Here is an 11878-nt window from a genome sequence, read left to right as displayed (position 1 = left end):
GGCGGATAATAGCGAACTTCCCACCTGTTTTTAGAAGCCGAAGAAGATCATGCAAGACTTCCACCACAACCGCGCCCGCGCCCTGCTGGAGAACGCGGAAGAGCTGTTCAGCAAAGAGACCGTCGACAACGCAGTCACCGCGATGGCCGATACCCTTAACGCCCGTTTCGACCGGCCGGACAGCGAGGAATTCCCGCTGGTGCTGGGCGTGATGGGCGGCGCGGTGGTCTTCACCGGCAACCTGCTGCCGCAGCTGACCTTCCCGCTCGAATTCGACTACATCCACGTCAGCCGCTACGGCGACGAAGACCGGGGTGGCCAGGTCGTGTGGAAAGTGGTGCCGCGTTCGAACGTGGCAGGCCGCGTGGTCATCGTGCTGGACGATATCCTGGACGAAGGCGAAACGCTGGCCCACGTCAAACAGCGCCTGCTGGACATGGGCGCCGCCGAGGTGGTGCTGGCCGTCTTCGCCGACAAGGCGATCGGCAAGGCCAAGCCGGTCAAGGCGGACATCGTCGGCATCACCATTCCGAACCGCTTCGTCGTCGGCTTCGGCATGGACGCCTATGGCTACTGGCGCAATCTGCCGGGCCTGTGGGCCATCCAGACGGAGAGCTGATCAGGGACGCAGCCCGTAGGTATCGATGAATTTTCGGATACCGTTCGGGTTCTCCTTCTTCCACGCCTCGAACTCGGGGCGCCAGGATTCCTTGTACTGCAACAGCAGCAGCGCCGTTTCCAGCTGGCCGGCCTTGGCCAGCATGCGCATGGATTTCAGCGCCGGATCGGTGACCTCGCCGCCGCCGTTGCCGGCGATTTCATCGGCCACCTTCATCGCGCCCTCCCATGCCGCCAGTTCGATGGCGAACGGCTTGTCGGCCACCTTGGCCTCGCGGTTCTTCAAGAGCAGGTTAGCCTGTGTCATGCCCACCATCATCCAGAGGGCGCCGTCCGGACTCTTTTGCTCGGCCGCGCCGTTCAGCGATGGGTCGAGATTGACGACCGGCTTGCCGGTATCGGGATCCACCCTGCCGCTACCCTTGCGCACCAGATGCAGGGACGTCAGCGGGAAACCGGCCGCGCTGCGCAGGGCCGCCAGCTTGTCCCAGTTCGGCTGCTGGCTCGGTTGCGCCGCGATGCCGCTCAACAGCGCCGCCTCGGCCGCCGGCCGCTTACCCTGCTGGGCCAGCGCGTCGGACAGGAAGCGCCAGGCCTGGCTGTTCAGCGGCTCGATCTCGGTCGCTTTGCGGAAGTGCGCCTCCGCCTCCGGCCAGTTCTTCTGCGTGTAGTAGCAATCGCCGGCATAGACCCAGGCACTCGAATACAGCGGATCCAGTTGTGCCGCCTGTTCGTATTTTGCCCGCGCCTCGTCGGGCTTCTGCGACTGGAACAGCACCTCGCCTTCCTGCGCCAGCTTCCACGCCGCCTCTGTCGGAGCGTGCAGCGGCACCGGCTTATCGTCCAACAGCGTGCGCAGCACTTCCTGTGCCAACGGGTCGTCCGATGCAATCTTCAATGCCTGGCGCGCAGCGCCTTCGGCCTGCTGTTTCAACTTGGCCGCGTTCTCCGGCGTGTTTTTCAGCGACACCATCAGCAACACGTGGGCGATATGCGACAGCGGCGTCGACGACGAAGGATCGGCCTTCATCGCTTCGGAATATTTGTTGATCGCTTCCTGGTACTTGTTTTGCGCGGCCAGCACATTGGCTTCCTTGACCAGCGCCTCGGCGGCAGGGTTGGGCATCACGGCGGCATGGGCCGCGCCGGCCAGCGCCAGCATCATCGATACAGCAAGCAGTTTCTTCATCGGCCGCGCTTTCATTTTTTAATAATGTTGGATTTATTGTAATTGCTTTCATCGGCCGATACTGTCAGGATTTGTATCATGTTGATACAGATACTCTCGGGCTTATACCTGCTGGCGATCGGCCAGGCCTTCTTCCTCAGCGCCACGCTGCTGAGCACCCGCCAGCCGGAAATGCGCACCGCCAACCGGCTGCTGTCCGCGCTGCTGCTGATGTTCGCGGCCATCATGGGTCACGGCTGGCTGGGGATCAATCATCTCTACCCGCAGTATCCGCACAGCGCGCTGTCCATCGTCACGCTGGGATTGGCCGTCGGGCCGCTGCTGTATCTCTACCTGCATGCGATGCTGTCCAACCAGCCGCTGGGCCGCCGCGCGCTGCTGCATTTTGTGCCGTTCGGCGCCGCCACGCTGGCGATGATGCCGTTCTACCTGCGCCCGGCCGCTGAAAAACTGACGTGGATGCGGCAGTGGGACGGCCTGCCGTGGTATCTGGCGCTGGGCGGAGTGGTCAAGCTGGCGATCCTGCTGTCTTATATCTACGCCAGCTACCGGCTGGTGCAGCGGGTGCCGGCCGGTTCCGGCCTGGTGCATGGCCTGCGGCGGCTGATGCGCGTCTGGCTGGCCAGCGCCGCGCTGAGTATCGCCGCGCTAGCGATGGCGCTGCTGGACGTCGAGCTGCCGGTGTCCGCCGATGCCGTGGACGGCATCGCGCTGATGCTGTTCGTGTTCGCGACCGCCTTCACGGCGATGCGGCTGCCGCTGGGCTATCGCCCTCAAACGCTGCCGCCACCGAAACCTCGCTACGCCAGCAACAAGTTATCCACAGCCGACAGCGGCGCCTTCCTGGCACGGCTGACCGCCTGCATGGAACAGGACCAGCCCTACCGCAACGGCGAGTTGAAGCTGGAAGAACTGGCCGGACAGCTCGCGATGACGCCGCACGAACTGTCCCAGCTGATCAACGAAAGCTGCGGCACCAATTTCGCCGATTACCTGAACCGATACCGCGTCGAGGCGCTCAAATTCGCCTTGCTCGACCCGCAACAGAGCAGTGCCAGCATCCTGGACCTGGCGATGTTGGCCGGATTTAATAGCAAAAGCGCGATGAACCGCGTATTTAAAAAGTCCACCGGCATGACGCCCGGCGAGTTCCGCAGCCAGGCCGAAACGCCCGCGTAGCGAGTGCCAAATCATCATTTGGGACGCAAAACCCCGTCCCGGGCTGCAAACTGGGCTCATCACAACACGGAGCCTAGTATGAAAACCACCAAACTGATCGCCAGCCTGTCCCTCCTGATCTGCGCCCAGGCCTGCGCCGCGCCGCAGACCTGGATCACCAACGTCAAGCTGGTGTCGCCGGAAAAACTGGACAGCATCGTCACCGGCAGCGTGCTGATTGAAGACGACCGCATCGTGCGCGTCGAACGCGGCGCCGGCCACAAGGCCCCGAAAGGCGCCCGCACCATCGACGGCAAAGGCGGCTACCTGACGCCCGGCCTGATCGACTCGCACGTGCACCTGTATGCGGTGCCCGGCATGAGCTTCGAGCAGGCCGACAAAATGAAGACCATGGCCGCCGACTATTTCGCGCAGATGCCGCGCTCCTTCCTCTACTACGGCTACACCACGGTGATCGACCTGGCCGCCGGCAGCCGCACCTTCATTGACCGGGTCAAGGCCTCGCCGCTGCACCCGGACATCTACGACTGCGGCGCGCCGCTGGTGTTCGCCAACGGCTACCCGTCGGCGTACGCCTCGCCCGAGACGCGCTTCGATACCTTCTCCAACTTCATCTACGATCCGGCGCAGGCCGACAAGATCCCGGCCCGGTTCAAGCCGGAGGACTACACCCCGGCCAAGGGCGTGGCGCGGGTCAAGGCCGACAACGCCATCTGCGTCAAAACCCACTTCGAACACGGCTTCGGCGCCATGCACAACCTGCCGGTGATGAGCCCCGCCGTGTACGCCGAAGTGCGCTCGGCCGCGACCAAAGAAGGCGTGGTGCTGGTCACCCACGGCAATTCGTTCGAGGCGCAGACCTTCGCCGTCAACGGCGGCGTCGACGTGCTGGCGCACGGCATGTGGCACTGGGGTGCGCTGGACAAGGAAAAGGAACTGCCGGCCGAGATCAAGCAGCTGCTCGACAAGATCGTCGAACGCAAGATCGGCTTCCAGCCGACGATGCAGGTGCTGTACGGCCTGGGCGCCTATTTCGACCCGGCGTACCTGAACAACCCGGCGCTGGCCAAGCTGCTGCCGCCTGCGATGCTGGCGTGGCTGAAGACGCCGGAGGGCGCATGGTTCAAGCAGGAGATCGCCGAGGATGAAACCGACGCCGTGATCCTGAGGGGAATGGAAGCGCCGCTGCGCCGCCAGGCGCAGGTGGTGGCCTACCTGGCCAGCAAGGACGCCAACTTCGTGTTCGGCACCGATACGCCGTCGTCGCCGACCTACGGCAACATCCCCGGCCTGAACGGCTATCTGGAAATGCAGGACATGCACAAGGCCGGCATGTCGCTGGCGCAGGTGTTCAAGTCGGCCACCATCAACAACGCCCGTACCTTCAAGATCGATGCGCAGGTCGGCACCATCGAGGCGGGCAAGGTGGCGAACCTGGTGCTGATGAAGATGTCGCCGCTGGCCGACATCCGCGCCTACGACAGCGTGGACACGGTCTGGGTGCGCGGCAAACAGGCTGCGCGCGGCAGCCTGGCGGTCAAACAGTAATTACAGCGCCAGGCGCGCGCGGGCCGCGTCGTACTCGCGCTTCAGGCGTGCCACCATCTCGGCGGTGGTCGGCACGTCGTCCATCAGGCCCACGCCCTGGCCGGCGCCCCAGATGTCGCGCCAGGCCTTGGCGCTGCTGGAACCGAAGTTCATCGAGCTCTTGTCGGCCTGCGGCAGCGCGTCCGGATCCAGGCCGGCGGCCATGATGGACTTCTTCAGGTAGTTGCCGTGAACGCCGGTGAACAGGTTCGAATACACGATGTCCGCCGCCGTCGATTCCACGATCGCATTGCGATAATCGTCGCTGACGTTCGACTCCTGCGTCGCCAGCCAGCGCGAGCCGATGTACGCGAAGTCCGCGCCCATCGCCTGCGCCGCCAGGATCGCGTCGCCGGTCGCGATGGAGCCGGACAGCGCGATCGGGCCCTTGAAGAACTTACGTATCTCGCCCACCAGCGCGAACGGCGACAGGGTGCCTGCATGGCCGCCGGCGCCGCTGGCCACCAGGATCAGGCCATCGACGCCCGCTTCCAGCGCCTTCTCGGCGTGGCGGATCGAGATCACGTCGTGCATGACGATGCCGCCGTAGCTGTGGATCGCGTCCAGCATCTCTTTCGGCGGCGCGCGCAGCGACGAGATGATGATGGGGATCTGGTGCTTGACGCAGACTTCGACGTCATGCGCCAGGCGGTCGTTCGACTGGTGCACGATCTGGTTGACGGCGATCGGGCCGACGCGCTTGTCCGGATTGGCCATCTGGAAGTCGGCCAGTTCCTTTTGCAGGTCGGTCAGCCACACATCCAGTGTTTCCGCCGGGCGCGCGTTCAGAGCCGGGAACGAGCCGACGATGCCGGCCTTGCACTGCGCCGCCACCAGGGCCGGGCCGCTGGCGATGAACATCGGGGAGGCGATGACGGGAAGGGAGAGGTTTTGCAACGCTGCAGGCAGGGCCATGGCGAACTCACTGACGGAAGTTATCGGAAAACCGATTATAGATCCAAAAAAGTACGATCGTGCAGAAACTAGGCAAGTCCCTCTATATTCGCCCTGCCCTTACTCATTAAGTAAGTACTCACCCTCAATACGTGCCGCAGCTGCGCGCACCAGCTGGCTGGTAGCCCAGGAACCCAGCTGCTCCGGCGTCTGCTTCAGGAAGTTGGCATTGGCGGACGCGAACACCGGCATCGCCAGCAAAAGCTGCGGCACCTCGGCCAGCAGGATGCGCTGGCGCTCCAGCAGCAGGAACTTCAGCAGCACCTTCAGCGCGTTCTGCGCATTGCGCACCGGATCGGCTTGCAGGTAATCGAGCCGCGAGCGGGCCCGCGCCAGCGCGCCGGCCACGTCCTCGAACGGCTTGCCGTGGCCGGGGATCACCAGCCGCACGTCCAGCCCCTCGATCACGTCCAGCGTAGCGCGTTCCTCGGCAAAGCCGGACAAGCCGTCCAGCTCCGGGAAGATGACGCCGAAGCCGTTCTCCCACAGCGCGTCCGCCGAGATCAGCACCCGCTCCTGCGGACAGTAAAAGATCAGCGAATGCGGATCGTGGCCGGGCGCGCCGAGCGCCTGCCATTCCATATCGGCCAGCCGCAGCACGTCGCCGGGGGCGATGGTGGCGTCGAAAGTGAAACGATCGCAGCGCTGGCCGGTGGCCTTGAAGCTGAGCGCCTCCACGTCCCAGTGACGCACCTTGTCCGCCTCGGCCGCCGGGATCGACGTGCGCGCGCCGAAATGCGCCTGCAGCGTGGCGTTGCCGCCGCAATGATCGGAATGCAGATGGGTGTTGACGATCTGGTCGAGATGGCGCCCGTGCAGCGCATGACGCACCAGCGCCAGCGTTTGCGGCGCGTGCGTCACGTAGCCGGTATCGATGATCGCCGTGTCATGGCGGCCCAGCAGCATCACGTTGTTGGACGACAGCCAGCCCCGTTCAAATACCTGGATCGAATCGGGCAACCCGTTCATTGATCGTCAAAGTTGATTAATTGTTCACGGCGGCGGATCTCCGCCCACACGCCGCGCTTGTAATCGTCATCCGCCTTCGACCACGCGATGATCTCCGGAATGGTGCGCATGCAGCCCATACAATACATGCGATCCTCATCCATTTTGCACAGGCTGACGCAAGGCGACGGCACCGGTGTTGCCAATTCGGGCGAATTTTCAGATCCCTCGGCGGGAATTAAGTTAGTTGGCTCACTCATATGCCCATTATGCCTCGAACACCCTTGACTTAGGGAGTTTCATCTCCATAATACCATCCATGTAGATGGTAACCGGATGGAGACTATGGCAAAGCAAGAATTAAAACTGAAGACCGCTGAATCGGAAAAAATCACCATCAACCTCGGTCCCATAGACCTAGGACAGATAGACTTGCTGGTACAGGAAGGGTTCTACTCGAACCGTACCGACTTGATCCGCACAGCGATCCGCAATCAGTTGAACCAGCACGCCGACGTCGTCAAGCAGACGGTGGCGCGCAAAAGCCTTGTGCTCGGTATGCAGCATTACTCGCGCGCCGACCTGGAGGCCATCCAGGCGGCGGGACAGCGGCTGCAGATACAGGTACTGGGCTTGGCCAGCATCGCCAGCGACGTATCGGTCGAACTGGCACTGGCAACAATCGAATCAATCTTCGTATTAGGCTCCCTGCACGCCAGCGCCGTGCTGAAAACCGCGCTGGCCAAACGGATCCACTAAAGGACACCAACATGAAACTACCCCTGCTATCCCAGATGCGCGAAGCCGCGCAAAGACTATTGAACCGAAATTCCACCGCCGCCATGCAGCAGGCGATGGCGACCGTTCAGGAAGCCATGCGCGCGCACCAGCCGGCGGCGCCGGCTTCCGCACAACCGGCGATGCGCGACCTGAATCCGCCGCCTGGCCACGCACAGCCAAAATCCGCGCCATCCAGCACGGCGCCGGAGACCGCGCCAGCCGCAACGCCGAACCCGGCCACCAATCCGACCGAGTTCGCGCAGGACATGCTGAACCGCATGGGCATCCAGATCGACCTGCAGGCGAATATCGACCGCGCCATCGACGCCGGCAGCTTCACGCATCCATCGGCGCCCGCCCCGCTGCCGGAAGGCGCGCAGTTCATCAAGGGCAGCTACACGAATCACGCCGGCACCCGCAACTACAAGCTGTACATCCCGTCCACCTACCGTGGCCAGGCGATGCCGCTGCTGGTGATGCTGCACGGCTGCACGCAGGATCCCGACGATTTCGCCGCCGGTACGCAGATGAACCAGGTGGCGGAAGAGATGGAATGCCTGGTCGCCTATCCGGAGCAGAACGCCAGCGCCAACCACTCCAAGTGCTGGAACTGGTTCAACGCCATCGACCAGACGCGCGGCCAGGGCGAGCCTTCGATCATCGCCGGCATCACGCAGCAGATCATCGACGAGTATCCGGTCAACGAGCGCCGGGTGTTCGTGGCGGGCCTGTCGGCCGGCGGCGCGATGGCGGCGATTGTCGCCACGCTGTATCCGGAAATGTTTGCCGCCGTGGGCGTGCATTCGGGCTTGCCGTTCGCCTCGGCGCAGGACCTGCCGTCGGCGCTGACGGCCATGAAGCGCGGCGCCGCGTCGCTCAAGACCAGCGACGGTTCGCAGCCCATCATCGTCTTCCATGGCGACAGCGACACCACAGTCAATCCGCGCAACGGCGAGCAGGTGATCGAGCAGCGGCTGCACAGCCACAAGGGTGCGTCGCTGACGCAATCGGGATCGGTGCCGAACGGCCACCGCTACACGCAGACCACGCACACCAAGGCGGATGGTACGCCGGTGGGCGAACACTGGGTGGTGCACGGCGCCGGCCACGCATGGTTCGGCGGCAGCTCCAACGGCACCTACACCGACGCCAAAGGTCCGGACGCCAGCCGCGAGATGCTGCGCTTCTTCCGCACGGTCAGCTAAGGTGTGCTAGCTCGGACTTGAGCTGACTCAGTGTGCCTGATGACTGCCGGCCGCCGCCCCAAACCAGACTTGCATATTAGAACGCGACAAATTTCTACGCCATCATTGGCTATTTGCTGAGAGGAGTGGGTGCGGGGGATGCGAGTGCCGGAGCATTTTCCGAGATAATATCCTTCATTGCCTCATATAGCAGCCGCTTTCCCTCCGCGCACTGTTTGTCGAAAGCTTTCTGATTTTCAGACATTTTTTTAATCACACCAGATAGTTTTTCGAGGCTATACTCATCATGTTTGTCAACCAATATAGCACGCTCAAAGTAATGACACGCTTCTTTTGGCAAACCATTATTTAAAAATACGTTTCCAATATTAGCAGTTATCCATCCAGAATTAGGAGAAAGCTTTTCTGCCTCGCGATAAGCTCCGAGTGCCATGTCGTATAGATTCATTGAGACACATAAATTTCCAAGGTAGCCCCAATATCCATCATTCGTCGGCTCCTCGCGCGTCAGAGCGTTAAACAGATACGCGGCGATTGGTAACTTATCCATCTCCTGCGCGAGGCGCGCATACTTAAATTGCAAACCGATGTGTTTAGGATTGTTCGCAAAGCATCGTTGCACAACCGACATTGCCTCTTCCGTTTTTTCGATTCGTTCAAGGTGTTCTGCAAGTAGGAGAGTTGCTTCCGGACTTTTTTCTAAACCGAAACTCTGCAATCTCTGGACAGCAACCTCGTCATCAGCATTTTCTCGTAAAGTATAGAAAAGTTGGCTCAAGACATCAAAGTTCTCGGGGAATTTTTCAATTGCAAAGGATAGCACTTTAATTGCGTCCCCCATATATCCTTCTAACCGCAAAACCATCCCTATCGCCGATTGAACACGGGAACAGTTCTGGTTTTTCGTGGCATACTCAATCAATCCTGAGAAATCCGAAGATTTCTTATCCTTGATTTCACAATACAAAATAAGCGCAGTAGCTTCCAAAGCATCATCGCCAGACATACTCTTCAGATTATTTTCAAGAATAACCTTCGCACTAGCGTATTTTTTATTCTCTATTTCGGAAATCCAATCTAATGGTTTTTCTTCTTCGACTTTATCCTTACCTATGTCGGTTGTGGTTCTATTTGGTAGAATTCCTACAACCTTCATTTGCTGGTGAATCTGATGACAGACAGCACCTGTTGCAGCAATCATATTTTTATCCTGGCGTGCAGACTCATATTTTCCTGGTGTGATGCCTAATAAGTCAGTTGGAAGGTGAAGTTCGGCATCGGACGGGATTAAAAAAAATACCCGCTGACGCCCCAACTTCCCTATAAACAAACCAAATTCAAAAAGCACGTTATCTCTGACAACATTCGCAGTTTCTTTTCTAATCGTTGCCAGGTCGTCACCTGAAAACACAAAGATTGCAAAATCGGTTTCATCGAGTGCTTTTGTTAAAGATTCAATTGTAGTGCCTGATAATTCAAATATGCCTTGAGGCCAAACCGTCACCTCAGCAACATGACAAAGATTTTGCTGCACGGGATAAGCAATATTCAGGCCTTCAACAGACGAACCAATGAACACACGAGGTTTTGTCATTCTATTCCTTATGACTGAGTAGACAGTCCAGAGCCAAGACCAAAAGTAGGCCCGATAGATTGGGAGCGAGGAGTAATTATGTCATGCAAATTCATACTAATAAATAATAAAATCTCAATGACTGCTTTGGGTTGCGGCCCTTCAACGGCGACCGCTTCCGACCCACTGCAGTGGTTAAGGAACTAGAACAGTAGCGGCAACGAGCGTATTCCTTCGCAAAGGAACAGCCAGCTCCTCTGCTACGGCTTTTGCATTGTTCAGAAAATATAAGGGACCTACATGATAAATCAGTTGACTTATGCAAACTCCAAACGGCCATCATAACTAAACATCCTGGTGTGTTCAGCTATCAATCTCTTAGGCCATCCTTTAACCACAATCCGTTGTACAGTTTTCGGCACCTTCCCAACAAGATTGTGCAATAGCATCCCATCGGAGTCACTGATTACTTGATCGTCAACATGAATCCAAAGAGTCTCACAGCTAGAAAATTCAGTAAGATTTCTGTTGCCAAATAGGTAGTATTCGCGCATCTCTTCTGTAGTTAGTGTTAGTGAACAACTAAAATTTTTTCGAAGATTCGCGTTTGCTTCAATAAATACAACTCTCAAGAAGTTCTTTGCGTCTTCATGCGTCCAGTCGATAGAAACAATCTTCTCAGACTCAACGTAGCTCGACATGAAGGAGGTTAATTCACGCTTTCCACCTCCAGCCGATTTCATTTTTGGATATTCCTTAAGTGGGTTAAAAACACCGCCGCCGTATTCAAGAACAATGGCGTTAGTATCTCCCCGAAGGCAAACTTCAGCCCCTGGAGCGTGCTTTGCCGCGTTTTCGGCATGCTCTTTTAGCACTCCAATCAGGTGATCATGAAAGTCTTTGTCGTACCTATCTCCAAGTGCTAGACTGGCCACAAATTTTCTGATATAGGCAGGATACTTTGAACTGCCTTGAACCTGAATTGATTCATACGGCACAGGAATAGCAGATTCTAGGAACTCCGGCAAAGGCTCAGCGGAGCGGAGTTTATTCTCTGAAAGGAAGGCTTGAATTAAGTGAACTGCAGCCATCGCCGATAACGAAGCGGAATGCGCTTGTGCATTGCGAGTTCCCGCCGTTCCATCTCCGAAATCGCTAGGAGATTTCACAACCAACCACGGGATTTCGAGGTTTCTACAATTTAACGCGACAACATGTCCCTCCATGTCGCCTGCAACCGCATCCGTCACATTCGCAAATAAACGTTCAGTGAATTGAAATCCATTAGCGAAAACCTCACCGCTAACGCTTACACCCTGTATCAACTTTGATTCTAAATTAAGTCGCTTAAAGTCGGTTTTGAGATCATTTTTTGCCTTATCGAAAACCGCCTGAAATGACTCGCCACTTAACAAAGAAGTTAACCGAGGAAAAGTACGAAAACCTATACCGGAATCAGTGCCTTCAAAATCTCCAAGCGAAACTACCTCATTGGTGATAACCACATCATGAAGTTCAACTCGGCCTTTTCTTCCATATGAAAACCCAACCAAAACTACTAGCTTTGGTTTGATACTTAAAAGAAGTTTTGGCAGCAGGGCCCCGACGGACTCGGGTTTTAAGCTACCACGTTCCGCATTAAGAACGAAAATCGGATACCCACTTAGACCGCCTGCTTTCACTCTCCCTGAAAGTTGCGGTTGCTTTGTTAGCGAGACACCCTTGCTACGTAGTTGGGTCACCAAAGCATCATTTTCAACACTATTCGACGTAATGATAAGGATATTATTTCCTGCAACTTCACTAATTTCTGACATTGGCTCTCCATAACCTGCTTTTCTTCTT

General features: G+C 58.0%; 11 protein-coding genes. 5 read left to right on the top strand and 6 right to left on the bottom strand.

The features are described from left to right. The first annotated feature begins 49 nt into the window (after nucleotides 1-49). A complete protein-coding gene (locus ACCD07_RS06365) occupies nucleotides 50-619 on the top strand; it encodes a hypoxanthine-guanine phosphoribosyltransferase (RefSeq protein WP_176653162.1) in 570 nt (189 codons plus the stop codon). Here ACCD07_RS06365 and ACCD07_RS06360 read toward each other — a convergent pair whose 3' ends face one another. Continuing rightward, complete coding sequence (locus ACCD07_RS06360) at nucleotides 620-1807, bottom strand: tetratricopeptide repeat protein (protein ID WP_413446833.1); 1188 nt, start codon at nucleotides 1805-1807, stop codon at nucleotides 620-622. A gap of 78 nt (nucleotides 1808-1885) precedes the next feature. Between ACCD07_RS06360 and ACCD07_RS06355 the strand changes: the two genes are divergently transcribed. Continuing rightward, complete coding sequence (locus ACCD07_RS06355; protein WP_413446832.1) at nucleotides 1886-2986, top strand: helix-turn-helix transcriptional regulator; 1101 nt, start codon at nucleotides 1886-1888, stop codon at nucleotides 2984-2986. 78 nt (nucleotides 2987-3064) lie between these two features. Next, complete coding sequence (locus ACCD07_RS06350; RefSeq protein WP_413446831.1) at nucleotides 3065-4534, top strand: amidohydrolase family protein; 1470 nt, start codon at nucleotides 3065-3067, stop codon at nucleotides 4532-4534. On the opposite strand, the gene ACCD07_RS06345 is transcribed toward ACCD07_RS06350, so the two are convergent. From ACCD07_RS06345 to ACCD07_RS06335, 3 genes are all read right to left on the bottom strand, one after another. Then, nucleotides 4535-5488 (bottom strand): NAD(P)H-dependent flavin oxidoreductase, encoded by a 954-nt coding sequence (locus tag ACCD07_RS06345; RefSeq protein ID WP_176653166.1) that lies wholly within the window; start codon nucleotides 5486-5488, stop codon nucleotides 4535-4537. It lies immediately after the preceding gene. Between the two features lie 99 nt (nucleotides 5489-5587). Further along, nucleotides 5588-6496, bottom strand: a complete 909-nt coding sequence (locus ACCD07_RS06340; RefSeq protein ID WP_176653167.1) for an MBL fold metallo-hydrolase — start codon at nucleotides 6494-6496, stop codon at nucleotides 5588-5590. After that, nucleotides 6493-6735 carry a DUF1289 domain-containing protein gene (locus ACCD07_RS06335; RefSeq protein ID WP_176653168.1) on the bottom strand — a complete coding sequence of 81 codons (243 nt, stop codon included), beginning with the start codon at nucleotides 6733-6735 and terminating at the stop codon, nucleotides 6493-6495. The genes ACCD07_RS06340 and ACCD07_RS06335 overlap by 4 nt, the downstream gene beginning before the upstream one ends. Nucleotides 6736-6820: 85 nt before the next feature. Here ACCD07_RS06335 and ACCD07_RS06330 point away from each other — a divergent pair, with 85 nt between their 5' ends. Together ACCD07_RS06330 and ACCD07_RS06325 are read left to right on the top strand one after the other, a co-directional pair. Further along, nucleotides 6821-7234, top strand: coding sequence for a CopG family transcriptional regulator (locus tag ACCD07_RS06330; protein WP_176653169.1), 414 nt, complete (start codon nucleotides 6821-6823; stop codon nucleotides 7232-7234). A gap of 11 nt (nucleotides 7235-7245) precedes the next feature. Beyond that, entirely contained in the window at nucleotides 7246-8460 is a 1215-nt protein-coding gene (locus ACCD07_RS06325; RefSeq protein WP_413446830.1) for an alpha/beta hydrolase family esterase, read from the top strand. Between the two features lie 109 nt (nucleotides 8461-8569). Here the strand turns inward: ACCD07_RS06325 and ACCD07_RS06320 are convergent, their stop codons facing one another. Together ACCD07_RS06320 and ACCD07_RS06315 are read right to left on the bottom strand one after the other, a co-directional pair. Continuing rightward, nucleotides 8570-10054, bottom strand: coding sequence for a TIR domain-containing protein (locus ACCD07_RS06320; RefSeq protein WP_413446829.1), 1485 nt, complete (start codon nucleotides 10052-10054; stop codon nucleotides 8570-8572). A 296-nt stretch (nucleotides 10055-10350) separates the two neighbouring features. Next, the gene (locus tag ACCD07_RS06315) at nucleotides 10351-11850 is read right to left on the bottom strand and encodes a hypothetical protein (RefSeq protein ID WP_413446828.1); all 1500 of its coding nucleotides are present in this window, start codon (nucleotides 11848-11850) and stop codon (nucleotides 10351-10353) included. Nucleotides 11851-11878 lie beyond the last annotated feature (28 nt).

It is taken from the genome of Duganella sp. Dugasp56 (genome assembly GCF_047304105.1).
Classification (GTDB): domain Bacteria; phylum Pseudomonadota; class Gammaproteobacteria; order Burkholderiales; family Burkholderiaceae_D; genus Rugamonas; species Rugamonas hordei.
The sequence above is the reverse complement of the archived record's forward strand: the minus strand, read 5'-3'. Positions and strand labels throughout refer to the sequence as shown.